Source organism: Paenibacillus sp. JNUCC 34, from assembly GCF_058269055.1.
Window position 1 is genome coordinate 2,812,304 of the sequence record NZ_CM177770.1, and the last position, 16,428, is coordinate 2,828,731.

Annotated in this window: 11 protein-coding genes and 1 pseudogene; 7 read left to right on the forward strand and 5 right to left on the reverse strand. The window is 40.3% G+C overall.

What is annotated here, in order from left to right; genetic code table 11:
* Positions 1-2 precede the first annotated feature (2 nt).
* Both AC2TF5_RS13255 and AC2TF5_RS13260 read left to right on the forward strand, forming a co-directional pair.
* Complete coding sequence (locus AC2TF5_RS13255; RefSeq protein WP_491302596.1) at positions 3-983, forward strand: ABC transporter ATP-binding protein; 981 nt, start codon at positions 3-5, stop codon at positions 981-983.
* Positions 980-1,945, forward strand: coding sequence for an ABC transporter ATP-binding protein (locus AC2TF5_RS13260; RefSeq protein ID WP_491302597.1), 966 nt, complete (start codon positions 980-982; stop codon positions 1,943-1,945). The genes AC2TF5_RS13255 and AC2TF5_RS13260 overlap by 4 nt, the downstream gene beginning before the upstream one ends.
* Before the next feature lie 202 nt (positions 1,946-2,147).
* Here AC2TF5_RS13260 and AC2TF5_RS13265 read toward each other — a convergent pair whose 3' ends face one another.
* Both AC2TF5_RS13265 and AC2TF5_RS13270 read right to left on the reverse strand, forming a co-directional pair.
* Positions 2,148-2,900: an alpha/beta fold hydrolase gene (locus AC2TF5_RS13265; protein WP_491302598.1), complete on the reverse strand. Its 753-nt coding sequence runs from the start codon at positions 2,898-2,900 to the stop codon at positions 2,148-2,150.
* A 3-nt stretch (positions 2,901-2,903) separates the two neighbouring features.
* Positions 2,904-3,551, reverse strand: coding sequence for a TetR/AcrR family transcriptional regulator (locus AC2TF5_RS13270; RefSeq protein WP_491302599.1), 648 nt, complete (start codon positions 3,549-3,551; stop codon positions 2,904-2,906).
* 252 nt (positions 3,552-3,803) lie between these two features.
* Between AC2TF5_RS13270 and AC2TF5_RS13275 the strand changes: the two genes are divergently transcribed.
* Entirely contained in the window at positions 3,804-4,445 is a 642-nt protein-coding gene (locus AC2TF5_RS13275) for a hypothetical protein (RefSeq protein WP_491302600.1), read from the forward strand.
* 112 nt (positions 4,446-4,557) lie between these two features.
* Here the strand turns inward: AC2TF5_RS13275 and AC2TF5_RS13280 are convergent, their stop codons facing one another.
* The 3 genes from AC2TF5_RS13280 to AC2TF5_RS13290 form a co-directional block, all read right to left on the reverse strand.
* The gene (locus tag AC2TF5_RS13280; protein WP_491302601.1) at positions 4,558-5,859 is read right to left on the reverse strand and encodes an alpha/beta hydrolase family protein; all 1,302 of its coding nucleotides are present in this window, start codon (positions 5,857-5,859) and stop codon (positions 4,558-4,560) included.
* Between the two features lie 143 nt (positions 5,860-6,002).
* The gene (locus AC2TF5_RS13285) at positions 6,003-6,431 is read right to left on the reverse strand and encodes a DUF3021 family protein (protein ID WP_491302602.1); all 429 of its coding nucleotides are present in this window, start codon (positions 6,429-6,431) and stop codon (positions 6,003-6,005) included.
* 14 nt (positions 6,432-6,445) lie between these two features.
* Complete coding sequence (locus AC2TF5_RS13290; protein ID WP_491302603.1) at positions 6,446-6,883, reverse strand: LytTR family DNA-binding domain-containing protein; 438 nt, start codon at positions 6,881-6,883, stop codon at positions 6,446-6,448.
* Positions 6,884-7,265: 382 nt separating this feature from the next.
* On the opposite strand from AC2TF5_RS13290, the pseudogene AC2TF5_RS13295 reads away from it, so the two are divergent.
* From AC2TF5_RS13295 to AC2TF5_RS13310, 4 genes and pseudogenes are all read left to right on the forward strand, one after another.
* Positions 7,266-7,971: pseudogene (locus AC2TF5_RS13295) on the forward strand (ABC transporter ATP-binding protein).
* A gap of 2 nt (positions 7,972-7,973) precedes the next feature.
* Positions 7,974-10,298, forward strand: a complete 2,325-nt coding sequence (locus AC2TF5_RS13300; RefSeq protein ID WP_491302604.1) for an ABC transporter permease — start codon at positions 7,974-7,976, stop codon at positions 10,296-10,298.
* A gap of 309 nt (positions 10,299-10,607) precedes the next feature.
* A complete protein-coding gene (locus AC2TF5_RS13305; protein WP_491302605.1) occupies positions 10,608-11,288 on the forward strand; it encodes a 4'-phosphopantetheinyl transferase family protein in 681 nt (226 codons plus the stop codon).
* Between the two features lie 582 nt (positions 11,289-11,870).
* A complete protein-coding gene (locus tag AC2TF5_RS13310) occupies positions 11,871-16,397 on the forward strand; it encodes an amino acid adenylation domain-containing protein (protein WP_491302606.1) in 4,527 nt (1,508 codons plus the stop codon).
* Positions 16,398-16,428 lie beyond the last annotated feature (31 nt).

Genomic DNA, 16,428 nt, shown 5'->3' on the forward strand with positions numbered 1-16,428 from the left:
AGATGAATCCATTAATCGAGGTCAACAACTTAAGTACCTATTTTGAATCGGGGACAGGCACGGTAAAAGCGGTAGACGATATTACCTTTCGTATCCATGAAGGGGAGACGGTGTGCATCGTGGGCGAATCCGGATGCGGTAAGAGCATAACGGCGATGTCGATCATGGGGTTGGTCGAAGGACCTCACGGGAAAGTCGTAAGCGGTCAAATCCGGTTCGGGGATAAAGATCTTTTGAAGATCAGCAAAGAAGAGATGCGGCGCATCCGCGGCAACGACATCTCGATTATCTTTCAGGAACCGATGTCCTCCCTTAATCCGGTCATCACCATCGGCAGGCAAATCATGGAGCCGCTTATGCTCCACCAAAAACTGAACAAAAAACAAGCCTATGTCCGGGCACTGGAACTAATCGAGTTGGTAGGCATTCCCCGAGCTGAACAAATCGCAGCTTCTTATCCACATCAATTGTCAGGAGGAATGCTACAACGAATCATGATTACCATTGCGATCTCGTGCGGGCCCAAGCTGCTTATTGCTGACGAACCGACGACCGCTCTGGACGTAACAATCCAGGCCCAGGTACTGGAAACGCTCCGGCAAAGAAAGGAGCAATCCGACATGTCGATCATACTGATCACCCACGACCTTGGTGTGGTGGCGGAAATGGCGGACTATGTCATCGTCATGTACGCCGGAAAAATCGTCGAGGAAGGGGACGTCGAGGAGCTTTTTGAGCGGCCGAAACATCCTTATACACGGGGACTTCTTAAATCCAAGCCGGTTATCGGTCAGCGGACGGAACAGTTATACTCGATTCCGGGGCAAGTCCCGAGTCCGCTTGAACTGTCCGAATCCTGCTATTTCCACGATCGCTGCGAAAAATGCATCCCTATCTGCCGAACCCGGCAGCCACAGCTAAAGGAAGTAGAATCCGGTCATCGAGCAGCCTGTTGGTTGTATGAAGAGGAGGCGGAAGCATGAGTGAAGCATTGCTTGAGGTACGCCATTTAAAAAAATATTTTCCGATCACCGCGGGATTGCTAAATCGTACCGTCGGATATGTCAAAGCGGTAGACGATATCAGCTTGACGATACAATCGGGAGAAACGTTCGGACTTGTTGGCGAATCCGGCAGCGGAAAAAGCACTGTTGGGCGCACGATTTTGCGGCTGCATGAGAAAACCAGCGGGGAAGTGCTCTTTAAGGGAATTCCCTTTCATGAGCTGCCCAAACCGGAAGTCCGTAAGCTAAGGCCCAAGATGCAGCTTATTTTTCAGGACCCTTACAGTTCGCTTAATCCTCGCATTCGTATTGGAGACGCGATAGGAGAATCTTTACTGGAGCACCGTTTTGCGCCGCAGGAGGAGATTCGCGACCGGGTACTTGATGTGATGGAGGCGTGCGGTCTTTCTTCCTATCATTATAACCGGTTCCCTCACGAGTTCTCCGGAGGACAACGGCAGCGGATCGGTATCGCCCGGGCTTTGGTGCTCAACCCTGATTTTATTATCGCCGACGAGCCGGTTTCCGCGCTAGATGTCTCAATTCAGTCCCAGATTATTAATTTGTTCCAGAGGCTTCAGCATACCCGGGAATTGACCTATTTGTTTATTTCCCATGATTTAAGCGTTGTCGAGCATTTGTGTAATCGTATCGGAGTGATGTATCTCGGTTCTATGATGGAAATGGCTTCACGGGACGAATTGTTTAGCCAGCCGCTTCATCCCTACACTAAAGCGCTGCTCTCGGCAATACCTATTCCGGTACCGAGGCTGAGGCGGGAGAGAATCGTGCTCAAAGGCGATATTCCAAGTCCGGCGAATCCGCCATCGGGATGTAAATTCCATACTCGCTGTCCATATGCCGTAGCACAGTGTAAGGAGCAGGTGCCCGAATTCCGTAATATGGGCAACGATCATTATGTTGCCTGCCACCTGGTTTAAAGGGCTAAAACCTATATAAAATCGATTTCTAGTGATGAAAAGGAACAGCAAGGGGGGACGTGTAGAGTTGTGCAGAATATTGTACAATAAGGCAACAATATAGTAGGTAACCAGCCAGTAATTAAAAGGGAGCTCACACGCTGTACGCTGTGGAGCTCCCTTTTATCGGTTATTGCGAGAGTTTCTGTGAGCAGTGTCAGTTCTACGCTATTTGTCGAAAAAAGGATTCAATTAGTTCAAGATGTTTTTGATAGTGAATTAAACTAATTTCACCATGATTCATTCCTTCTGCGATATATAGTTTACTATTAGGAATTGTCTTTTTTAGGATTTGTGCAGACTTTTTCATGATTTTAATCTCTTTTGATCCTACTATAATTAGTGCTTTAGCATTTGTGTCCCTTAAATGTTCCTTAGGACAATAATTCCCATTACTATATGTAATATTAATTAATGATTGTTTTGAAATATTTTGACTATCTTTATAATAATTTTCAAACATATTTTCTGTAATATTTAATGTTTTCGCCTGAAGTTTTGCAAACCATTTTTGACTAACTAATTTATAAAAAGCTTTTTGCATAAACAAAGATATGGCAGTAATATTTTTCATTGGAATTACTAAACCACTTTCAATAATCACGAATTTCACTATATTTTTTCTTTTTGAAATAATTTCAATTGCGATTTGAGCACCAAGTGAGAGACCATAAATTGCATACACTTTACCATTATGATTATCATCAATAAATTCGATTAGTTTATCTGCTGAGTCTTCTATACTAATAAAGGTTGTATTTCCATCCTCGCCATGGCCATCAATGATCGGTGTGACAACATGAAATTTTTGAGACAAGTGGTTAATCTGTTGCTGTAATGACCAATAGGATAAACCTCCACCATGTAATAAAATAATAGTTTCCAGGTCTTGGTTACTTGTTTCCCTAAATATCATCCTTTACACCTCCTCATAATCTTTTTTATAGAACATTTTTCTTAGGTTCTCTAAAGAAGAATAATCTCTTTCAAAATAAAAACTCCAATCGATGGACGAAATATTATTATCTCCTACTTCAATAATTAGTTCTTTTTCATATCCATACATTAACCATTTGAAGTACCTTAACAACTCATTAATTTCAATATCCTCTCTAAAAATCGAAGTGTCGATGTTTTGAAATAATCTATTATTAATCTGATCTTCAAGTTTTTTTAATTCTTCTATTAATTCAGAAGGAAGATTCATTTCTTGGTTGTTTACATAATAATAAGAAGAAATAAAAGAAAAAATAAAAGGGTTTTCGGAAAATATTTGATACTTAATGGATCTTTGCAATTTATATCTTTCAAAAAAATCAGGAATATTAGTATCTATCCTAGCAACATAATTTTCTATTAAATAATCGATAGCGTATTTGAATAAGAAATTTAAAAGGTCTTGTTTGTTCTCAAAATAATAGAAAAGAGAGCCTTTTGATATTCCTGCCCTTGCTACTATTCGATTCGTAGAAGCATCCTTGTAACCGTAGTTTGAGAATTCCTGAAACGCTGAATTAATTATCCTATGCTGTTTATCCATATCCATATTAAAAAAAGCATTGTTCATAAAAACCCTCCTCTTTGACCATAGTGGTCATATTTAATATAGTATGAATTGACCACTGTGGTCAAATGTTTTAATCCGAGTTCATAACGACAAATGTGATGCGGTGAATTATAGTGGGAGGAATTTATGTACAATTGATGGAATAATATTATTATGCTTCGGAAAGGAGGATTCAATATGTACTTTCACTGTTATAGAAAGCCGATAAGAATCCGTCAGCTTCCTCAAAATTAAAATTTGAGGAGGGTAAATATGAAGGTTAATGATAATTATCTGAAAGAACAATTAAAGCATGTTTATTGGTTAAATGGTGGTTGTTGTGCGGGTAAGACCACAATGACGAAGAAATTTGTTGAGGAGTTAAGGTTTCAAACGCTAGAGGATAATGTCTTAAAATATAGGCCATTCACTAGCCCTGTTGAATACCCTGCCCTTCAATATCCTCATCCTGGTTTGGACTGGGATAAATGGTTTAATAAACCCAACGATGAACATTGTGAATGGCTTTTTCAAATTGTCGAAGAAATGATGGAGTTTTTTGTTATCGATTTGTTGAAAATGCCTACTGATACACCAATCATAATAGATTTAGGAATAATGCCCGAACAAATATTACCCTTTATTCCTAAAGAAAGAATGGTATGTCTCTATACATCTGATGAAGAGATAGAAAGGCTATATTTCTTTAGGGAAGACCATAAGATGATTTTGGATGTTATTAACCTTACAGCTAATCCAGCGGAAACAATCAAAAACGGCAACAATAGCATGGTAAAGTTTTCTCGTGATATAAGAAATGCTTGTGTTAAAAATGGTATCAAGACCATTAAAAGAACAACTAGTTTGAGTGTTGAAGAACAATTTAGATTAGTTCGTGAACATTTTGGACTGTGATTAGAAAAATCCATAGGTTGATACTTTTTAGAGAAAGGGCCATCCGTCAAAGGATGGCCCTAAATCTTGCCGTTATAGACAGCGCGGAGAACTGTATAGCTATTTGATGGAATCAATATGTCCCTTTGGAAGTGAAACTACCAATGTCCTTTAATGCATAGTCAAAAAATTTAAGAATAAGTTCATTTTCAGTTTCAATACAGTAATATTCATCAATACTCGCTTTTCCGCCCTGGATAATATTTGTAAGTATAGGTGAGAAAAGCGGTAAATCGGTCAGGCTTAAATGTTTTGCCCCTTTAAAATAAGTAGTATATGCTCCTTCGAACTGTTTATTATTGAGTTTGTTCGCTATATAAACAGGAGAACTATCCAGTTGAACCCAAACATCGTCAGAATAAATGTTAAGAAGTGGGGTCGTGTAGGCTTCATCCTTTGCAACAAAATCATCAATTTCTCTCTTATAAACAAGCTCACTAAAGAACGGGGCATCAATATTGACAACTGCACTTACATCATCACGCTCTCTGCCGAGCCAAACACTTGCTGCGCCGCCCATGGAGTGTCCGAACACACCTATTTTCTCTGTATTGATATGTTGATAAATGGGGTTATTGTCACTTTTGGTTTTTTCAAGTATCGTATCCATTACAAAATTCATATCGTCTGTTCGCAGTTTCATCCATTTTTGAATGAGTCCGTAGTATTCCTCCCTTGTGTAAATGCCTTTGTTGGCATTGCTGACTTCACGCATATAATCTGAATTGACCAAAGCAGTCGTTCTATCATCTGAAGCCGTATAAAAGGAATGATAGGGATGATCGATTGAAACGACTACATAACCGTGGCTTGCAAGCTCAGTATAGGTAGAGCTATTGCTATCCTTAATGCCATATGCTCCATGTGAGAACACCAAGAGAGGGTATTTTCCATCTGCATGTTCCGGATACCAAAATTCCACATTAACAAATCTATTTTTCCCGTTGTCGGTAAATTCCTCAATACGGTTTTTGTCAACATATGTGTAAGTTGTGGTTGCTACTTCATATTCACCTGTAACTTTTGGCGATTTATACTGCGGAAAAACAAGTGCAGGTGCAAGTGCAAGTACCAGCACGAATATCATCATAATTGCTTTTGTTACAATACGAGAGGTTTTGTATTCCTTGCTATTTTCTTTGTTGCGGATCAGCGAAACCGTTCCGATTGCCGCCAGTATGAAAAGCAGTATACCAAGCACTACCCAGCGGAAACTCCACTCAATTACCGATGAAAGTGTGGGAATGACAAATGCTATAAATATAGCAATCCTAATCCAATTCTTTATTTTTTGATGGATTTGTTTCGTTACAATACAGTAGATTGCAAAAGCAATCTCGAAAATCAAAGCGATCAATAATATTAAAGTTCCCATAGTGTCAAACCCTTTCTGACTATTTTTTATGGCTTTAGCATAAAAAACTGCTGAAAGGATGTATATAGAAAATCAATAAGCTGTATCTACAGGCCAATAAGATGCAAAAAAAGAGCGATAAGCTATGAAGCTCACCGCTGCTCTCAAATATCTTTCTTCAATGCCATTAGTTTTTCGTTGATGCTTTTGGCTACTTTTTTGTCATTTTGCCATGACAGCAGGCGAACGATGACATAGATTACCGCAATTTGCAATGCAAGAATGATTATGCTTAATGCACTATTTACAATACCAATGATAATTGCAAGGGAAATCAATATAATCTCTAATGCAAAAAAATGAATTACAATTCTTATACGCATTTGCTTCTCACTTAGATCATTAGGAGAATACAAAATAAATCCCATTAATGCACCAATTAGTGAGAATGTCATTATGATATAAATCGACTTCAAATCAAAGGCCATATCAGGATAAAAAATTTGTCGCAAAATCGTAATAATAATTATTATGGATGCGAAGATGATCAAGGAATCTTTTATAATCTCTTTTACAAATCCAGAAAGCTTCATATTTGTCCCTCCTTTTACAATCCAAGCATATTTTTAAGCACAGGCACATACTGCCTTGATATAACAACACGTTCCCCGTTATCAAGCACCGCTTCGAATCGCCCACTTATGGACGGATGAATAGATGAAATTTTAGCTATGTTCAAAATAGTTGATTTGGATGCACGAAAACAGTTCTTTTCTTTGCATAATTCCTCTAACTCATAAAGCTTTTGTTTTACCTCAAAAACGTTGTCCTTGCTGTAAATAAAAACTTTTCCGTCAACTGCCTCGAAATAATAGATATCACTAAGTTTTATACGGTTAACTCTATCATTTTGATATCCGAGTATTATAAGGGTTTCAGTTTTTAGTTTATTTACGATTTCATGTATTTCTTCATCCACCTCATGACACCTGATGAGGATTTCCTCTTCTTGTTCTTTGCTTATTTCTTCTATAGAAATTTTCATATTACCACCCACGAAAATTCAAATTACTACAGGTCGACTACGTGCGATCTGTTTTCTCTTATTTTCAAGTTGTTCGTATAGAAATTCACAAAGGGCGTGCGACTAAATATCTTTGCCATAGCAAGCCCTAATTAAAGTTCATGATAAGTGAATTAATCAAATGGTACAAGGGGTAATATTAGACGAGTTCAAACTCCTTCTGGAGACCGATGCCAAAATACATCGGCTGCAGGATGCAATTTCTTCCATTTGTTATATTATGTAAATTAAGCGCGAGGTGGTCGATAACTAGCTGATTTTGACCTATCTCCATCTCTCTAGAAAACTGGAAACTGTGTTAATACTTAAGTTTTTATAAATACGATACGAGGAGATGTAATAAGTGAAAAAGCTTATCGAATTCAAAGGAGTAACGAAAGAATACAATGTAGGAGAAGTGTCAATCAAGGCCCTTAATGGTGTGGATTTTTCCATATCGGAGGGAGAATTCGTCGTTATTTTGGGAGCAAGCGGTGCCGGTAAAAGTACGATTTTGAATATACTTGGCGGTATGGATACGCCTACCTCAGGTCAAGTGTTAGTTGGCGATCAAGAAATAACAAGATTGAGCGAAAAAAAAATTAACAGTCTATCGCGGTGAGAAAGTTGGCTTTGTATTTCAATTCTATAACTTGATTCCGAATTTAAACGCGCTGGAAAATGTTGAATTTGCCACTGAGGTATGTAAAAACCATCTGGACGCTAAAGACATTTTAAATAAAGTGGGTTTAACGAATCGTATCAAAAACTTCCCTTCCCAGCTCTCTGGAGGAGAACAGCAAAGAGTTGCTATCGCGAGAGCTGTTGCCAAAAATCCTTTACTTTTACTCTGTGATGAACCAACCGGAGCTTTGGATTACGTGACAGGCAAGTCCGTCTTAAAGCTTCTTCAAGATTTGAACAGGGAAACGAACAAGTGCGTCATTCTGGTCACCCATAATTCCGCAATTGCTCCTATGGCGGATAAGATTATTAAGGTTAAAAGCGGAATGATCGAGAGCGTTACGATTAATGATGAGAAACAAAGCGTTGAAGGGATTGAGTGGTAATTATGAAATTATTTTCGAAGTTATTAAGGAATGTAAAACAATCGATCGTTCAATTTATAGCCTTGGCTTTGGTTGTCGCAGTGGGCGCTTTTTTCTATGCGGGGCTGAATAGTTATAGCAATAAGCATCGTGCTTATACGGAGGCTTACTTTAAAGAACATCATTTAAGCGACTTAAATGTATATTACGGTCAAATTTCCAAAGATGATGTGGCTGGTTTAAGTGTAATTGAAGGTATCAACAAAATAGAAGGACGTTATACCTTTGATGCGACGCAATCTTTTGAAGGTTATAAAGCTTCATTAAAAATCCATTCGATTCCTGTAAACAATGAAATCAATACGCCTACTATGATTGAGGGCAGTATTCCGTCAAAAAAGAATGAGGTCTTATTAGATTCCCATTATGCCGAAGAACATCATTATCAGGTCGGCGATCAAATCCGTATAAATACGAATGGAAGAGATGTTACGTTTAGCATTAGCGGCTTGGGCGAGAATGTGGAATATATAAAAAAGAACCCCACGCAAGACCATAAGACTCACGGAATCGCTTATATTGCCGAAGAGACAATACCTGAAATCCGGGACGGCTTTTACTATAATGAAATCATGATTGATGCTCAAGAAGGTTACGATATTGACCAATTAGGCAAATCAATTGAAGGACAATCCAAACATCTTCCTTATTTAGACCAAACAAGTAAGGAACGGACTTACGGTTATTCTCAAATAAAACAAACGATATATAACAATAGTATGATGAGTAAGGTTATACCTTTAGTTCTCTTTTTGATCTCCGCAATTATCCTGTTTCTTACCATGTCGAGGACAATCGATTCTGAGCGAAATCAAGTAGGTATCATGAAGGCTTTGGGTGTAAGGAACCGAAACATCATGCTTCATTACATGGGATACCCTGTACTGGTAGGTATAGTAGGCTCAATCATAGGTTGTGCCATTGCCGCTACTGTATTCATTCCACTAGTAACTGCATCGAGTGCAAAGTCCTACACTCTGCCTGACATTACATTTTCACTTTCTTGGTTTTCGATTATACCGTCCATCATCTTTTCCAGCGCTTTTGGGATCCTGTCCGTATACTTAAGCGGCAGAACGATATTAAAAGAACGTGCGGCTCAGGCGATGCGTCCTAAACCGCCAAAGAAGATGAAAAAGCTGCTTATAGAAAGAGTTCCGGGTATTTGGAATCATATTTCCTACAGTTACAAGCTCATTTTGAGAAATATATTTTTAAATAAACAAAAAGCTTTAGTGAGCTCCATTGGCGTTGTTGTAAGCACAGTGTTATTGATAACTGCTTTGGGCACGCAATCGGCCTTGCTAAAAATAGCGAACCAAATCGAGGATGTTTATACCTACGATATACGAGTAGATTATAAGATCGGAACATCTTCTGATACGCTACAACTACCCTCCGGTATTAAAAATAGTTATTTTACATCCACCTTTCCTGTTGAATTCATCAAAGGCGGTGATAAAGAAAATGCCACTTTAGTTGTGACTGAAAAAGAAAACAATCTCATTCATTTCTTTGACGAAAATGCCAATCAGATATCTTTAGAAAATAATGGTGTACTGGTACCCAAGTCTTACGCCGACAAATATCATATTGTAGAAGGGGATACCATCCCAATAAAGTTCACAGCACCAGAGCTTAAAAATAAATCTGTGGATATGAAGGTTTTACAAATATCTACACAGTATTCGAATCCCTCGTTTTATAGCACACCAGACTATTTAAAGAGCTTTGGCATAGACTATACTCCAACCTCGCTGTTAGTTGAAGCCAATAGCTCAACCGATCTTATAAGCGTTCGTAACTTTTTTGAACAGGATCCTCGTGTAGATACAATTGCAGATAAGAATGATCTAAAGAAATCAGCTCAATATATTTTGAAACAAAACAGTTTTATATTTATCATGTTTATCATTTGTGCCGTCATACTCTCCTTTGGCGCCATATATACGATATCTTCCATAAACATTTATGAAAGGAACCGTGAGCTTGCAACGCTTAAGGTATTAGGCTATCAAAAAAATAAAATAAACAGACTTATCTTTTTTGAAAACATCATACTAACCACCTTTGCGGTAATTGTAGCTTTACCGATAAGCGGTTATTTTTATGCAATTATTGTAAAGGCCTTGTCCAGTACCCATCAACAAATCCCAGATAAATTAAATGTTTTTATCATGTTGGTATCTGTTCTACTTGCATTCTTACTTACCATCCTATCTAATTTGCTACTAAGGAGAAAAGTAAACAAAATAAATATGATTGAATCATTAAAAAGTATAGAATAAATCGAGTAGTAGATGCTATGAACTGTGACCCGAGAGATGGCCACTTTTGTTAATATAATGAGGAGGACGTAGCCCAAACGAAAGCACGGGAGCGTCCTTTTGTATTGGACTAACTGGCAGGATTGATTAAGAGAATAAAACGCTACAAGTATGAATCAAACAATGTATAAATTATTCACAAAATGTTCACTTATGAAGGGTTTTCTAATATCGCTATAATAACGTGCGCCTATTATTATGGGATTGGAACGTGGCTGAAAATGTAGAGACAAGATAGACAGAGTATAATCGAAGGGTGTGGATGATAAAATGCCTAAAGCCGCAGCAGTAAAACTTCCTGAGACGATGGGAATGCAGGAATATGATCGGAGTGCTTCATTAATTTCAGCAGAAAGGCGTACCCAAATCAACCGGTTCATCCGAAAAGAAGATGCAAACCGCTCCTTATTCGGTGAACTGCTAGCCCGGGCAATGATTTGCCAGGATCTCGGCGTGCCGAACCGGGACGTTCATTTTGTTAAAAACAATTATGGAAAACCGCTGCTGTTCGGGCATGAAGAGTTTCATTTTAATATTTCTCATTCAGGGTGTTGGGTTGTCATGATCTGGGGTCAGAACGCCGTGGGCATCGACATTGAACAGATCCAGGAGAATGATCTTGAGATTGCCAGACGGTTCTTCTCCCCTCTCGAGAATAAGGATCTCATGTCCAAGCCGGAGTCAGAACGAAAGGAATATTTCTATGATTTGTGGACACTGAAAGAAAGCTATATCAAAGCGTTGGGTACAGGGTTGTCGACTCCGCTAGATTCTTTCAGTATTCGCATAAAGGATAACAAATTCATGCTAGATCCAGCTTGGGAGTCATGTAGGTTTACACAGTTTGAGATCGACCCTGAGTATAAGCTGTCTGTCTGCTCACTTGGCAATCATCTGCCGGCATCAATACAAATTCACGATTATAAAGATTTGATTGATAATCTGGCCTGAAACGAATCATTAAAAGAACTTCGCAAATGCACGAGATGATGATTGCGTTCATACCTTTAGAACCATGTAAGGTTAGAATTGGACGAATAAAATGTTTGATAGACTAGCGGATTATTGCACGGTACTTGTGACAAATATGTGAATCATGTTAGTGACAAGAATACCGTTCACGACTTTTATGTTAAATTACTATCATTTTCAACGACATTAATCACAATATCAACAATTATCAACTTATATCGACAGAAGTGATTTACAAAATAATCCATTGGTCACATTGACTTATTATGATAATTTTTGGTAGATTAAGGCTAATAAACTATAATGTTTCCATAACCCCACTTATCCCAGCAATAGGGAAACACCCCCTTCTAGAATCTACTCAACATCATTTCCAACCTAGAATATACTTCTTCTAACAAGGCTAATTCGAGTAACAACATTCATGGTTAATAACGTCTCTAAATCTTTTTTATGTAATCGAATATCGCCCTAATAGGGCTCAATCTACCCATTTTCCATTTTTTTGATAGGTATCTTCTCCATCTGTTTTTTTATCTTGGTGTATGGGAGGAATTTCACATGAGCGTAATGACATCGGTACAAGCGTTGAACGATGTCACTTGTCCTTTGATCCATCCTCAGAAGCGCATATGGTATATGGAGCAGATCTTTCCTGACACTTCGATCGCTAACATTGGCGGCCCTGTTCGAATTAAAGGTACCGTTGATTTTGGTTTACTGGAGCAAGCCATTCACGCTTTTATTCGCCGTCATGATGGGCTTCGGATTCAGATTGCCGAATGCGATGGAGATGCTCTACAAAGGGTTACAGATTATGAGGAGCAGCCGCTCGATTTTTTTGGTTTTTCGGGTGAATCCGATCCGGAAGCGGCCTTTTGGTCGTGGGTGAATGAGGAGGCAAGAAAGCCAATCCCGTTAGTGGGCTCCAGTCTGTACTATTTTGCGATGTTTCGCTTATCGGACGAAGATAACGGTTATTTGGTGAAAAGCCATCATATCATCTCTGACGGCTGGTCGAATCAGTTGACAACCTCACAGATTGCGGAATTTTATACAAAGCTACTGCATGGAGAGTCTATCGATACTGCTCCGGAACCGCCATCGTATTTCGAATACGTTCAAGAGGCGAACACTTATTTGACTTCACCAAGGTTCAGTAAAAGCAAGCAATACTGGCATGATAAATTTAAAACGATTCCCGAAGGTGTTACCCAAGCATCTGTCAGCAGCACGGAGGGAAGAAGGTATACCTTACAGCTCAATGTAGCACTTTCACAACGTATTCAATCATGGGCAAATGAAGCAGGAATATCATTGAATACGTTCTTTGTGCTTGCTTATTTAATCTACACATACAAGACGACCCAGCAGCGGGATTTGGTTGTAGGTACTCCTGTATTGAATCGCACCGGCAAAAAAGAGAAAGCGATGTATGGGATGTTCACCAGTACGATGCCATTCCGTTACGAGCTAGATACAGAAGCGACCACCTGGGATGCGCTTAGATCGGTTCAAAAAAGGCTGATGGAATGCTACTTCCATCAACGCTATCCCTATGACTTGCTTGCACAGGAACTCGAACTGAAGAGAAAAGGCTACGATCAGCTGTTTCATACCAGCATTAATTATTACAATACGAAGCTTCAGACAAGCTTGAATGGTATTCCAATTGAGAATGTAGAGTTCTACAATGGTCATCAGCTGTACGAGCTTCAGATTGTCATTAAGCATTGGTCCGCCGATGGCGGCTTGACGCTGGATTATGACTATCGATTAGATGTTTATCAAGCTGAGCAGATTGAGGAACTGTCTCGAAGAATGCTGCTCGTGATCGAGCAGATGCTAGACAAGCCGGAGGCAGCGATTCGAAGTTTAACTCTATTAACAGCTGCGGAACAGCACCGCGAGCTGTATGACTATAACCAAACGGACGTGTCTTATCCGAAGGATCAAACCGTCCTGCAGCTCTTTGAGGAGCAGGCAAGACGTCATCCAGGTGTCACAGCCATTGTGTATGACCAGGAAAAATGGACGTATCGACAGTTAAATGAGCAGGCGAATCGATTAGCACATTATTTGATCCAAAAGGGCATAACTCGTGAATCGATCGTTGGACTATGGATGCAGCATTCGATAGAGGCGGTTGTCGCCATTCTGGGTGTGATGAAGGCAGGCAGTACCTATCTGCCGATTGATCCGGCTTATCCCGAAGAACGGATTCGTTATATGCTGGAGGACTCTGGTGCTCAGCTTGTCATGACCAATTTAGCGGACGCCGTTCTCATGGAATATCCGGGTGAGATCATAGCCTACTCTGATCTTTCTCTGGATGGACTCGATTCATACAACGTTAATCATGTTCATGAGCCTCGCGATCTGGCTTATATAATCTATACTTCAGGCTCAACAGGCCGTCCAAAAGGCGCGATGATTGAGCATAGAGGTTTAACGAATTATATCTGGTGGGCAAAAAAGGTGTACGTTCGCGATTCCATTCCGACGTTTCCACTGTATTCATCTCTCGCCTTCGATCTTACCGTAACCTCGATATTTACTCCGCTCATATGCGGCGGACGTATTATCGTTTATCGAGACAACGGTGATGAATTTATTTTATATCGAATTATGCGAGATAATGCTTCTACCATCGTAAAGCTGACTCCTGCCCATCTTGCATTGCTTAAAGAGCGAGACAATACGCAATCTTCCGTAGGACGCTTTATTGTTGGCGGTGAGGATCTAAAGACGAATTTAGCAAAAGAGATCACAGAGTCTTTTGGAGGAGCAATCGAGATCTACAATGAGTATGGCCCAACCGAAACGGTCGTGGGCTGCATGATCCATCTATTCAATCCTCATGAGGACAAGCGCGTATCTGTACCGATTGGCGTGCCTGCGGATAATGTCATGCTCTATATTCTGGATCAGGATCAGAATCCTGTTAAGCCAGGAGCGATTGGGGAGTTGTACATTGCCGGCGATGGTGTCGCTAGAGGATATTTGCACCGTGAAGAGCTGACACAGGAACGATTTTTAAATAATCCGTTCGTGCCTGACACTCGAATGTACCGTACGGGGGATCTGGTGAAGCGGCTTGCAAATGGCAAGCTTGAATATATCGGTCGTGTAGATCATCAAGTGAAAATTCGTGGCTATCGCATTGAGACTGGGGAGATCGAGAAGGTCATCTCCCAACATGAAGCAATCTCAGACGCAGTCGTAATTGATCGCGAGAATGAGAGACTCGGAAAATATTTATGCGCGTATATTGTAACGCAAGCATCCATTGAAGTAAGTGATCTCAAGCAGCATTTATCCCTTAAACTCCCAGCTTATATGGTGCCTTCGGCATTCGTGGAGCTGGACATCATTCCGCTTACGATTAACGGCAAAGTGAATCGAGCGCTTCTTCCTGTGCCGGATTTCACTTTAATGCAGGAAAACGTGCATGCGGCAGCACGTAGTCGCGATGAATCAAATTTAACCGAGGTTATTAGCAGTGTTTTGCAACTCGAACGAGTAGGCATTTACGATAACTTCTATGATTTAGGTGGAGATTCGATTAAAGCGATTCAAGTTTCTTCACGAATGAATCGATTCGGTTATTCGCTCAAGGTCAGAGACATATTGGAGAACCCGATCATTGAACAAATGGCGTTAAGGCTGGAACCCTTAAAGCATGTTAACACCTATCCACAGGAGCACTGTGAAGGGAAGGTCGCGCCATGGCCGATCATCTCTTGGTTTATCGAACAGCAGTTTGAGCATCCAGACTACTATCATCAATCGGTATTACTTGAATTAAAGGCAGATGTTGATACCGACCTCGTGAAAGCGATCCTGTTGCGACTAATCGAACATCATGATGGCTTGAGGTTGCAAGTCAATCTGGATACACAAGAGCTCGTTTATCATAATCACGCAGATCGAATGATGCTCTTCCAATCCATTTCCTTAGCAGAGGTCGATGATCATACGCAAATCGTACGTATGGCTGAAATAAGCGAGACCTTTAAGTCACAGTTCCACCTGCGCGATACGTTCTTGATCGGATGCTGTCTATTCGATCTTGGCTGTAATGGAAAGAGGCTTCTAATTACGGCACATCACCTGGTCATAGACGGTGTATCGTGGCGAATCTTACTGGAGGATATGGCTGAATCTCTGAGTAGTTATGCACGCGGGGAAGGGTACCGGCTTCCTTCCAAAACGGCATCTCTTCAGATGTGGTCTGATGCATTGTCGAGATATTCAGTTACGGAACAGGAGCAGCAGTATTGGGAAGATATCGTTGCTGCAATCTGTCTAATTAAGGCAGAGCGTAACGATGAAGCAGCTTTGATGAGCAGTTCAAATACGCTGGAGCATAAGTTTACACCTGAGGAGACGAACAGTCTGCTATACGAATGTCATCAGGCGTATGGCACGAAGCCTTTGGATTTGCTCATTGCAGCATTAACTCGTGCGATATGTGAGAGCTTCCAGGTAGAAGAGACGCTTATCGAGCTGGAATCACACGGACGAGAGCCGCTTGAGGAGCTTGACCTTTCTCGTACAATTGGTTGGTTCACGAGCATGTATCCCGTAAGGTTTACTCAGCCAGTTCGCGAAGCAGATGCTTCTGCTCTTGCTTCTCTGATAAAAGGGGTTAAAGAGCAAATTCGCTCGGTTCCTATGCAAGGTATCGGATTTGGCATCCTGCGTTCGAATGGGAAACTCTCCTCAGATTATGATGCGAGGAAATTAATTCGATTTAACTACCTAGGCGACTTTGACGGTGTCTGGGATAACCCTTGGTTCGCATTAGCCCAAGAGAGTAGCGGCCTCGATACGAGCAGACACCATGAGTTAACTTGCTTGCTCGACATTCAAGCGATGGTCGTCAATCAATCTTTGCGGTTCAGCATCACCTATAGCCGCAATCGCTTCAATGACGAGACGATTGCTAGATTGATGGAGACCTATAGAGAAGTACTGATGCTGATCTTTAACCATTGTGCAGGCAATCAAGTAAGGGAATATACGCCTTCGGACTTTGAAACTGCAAAGTTGTCTCAGGAGGATCTCGATAGCTTATTTTTCTAACAGCATCTCTCTAAGAGATGAATAAACGACA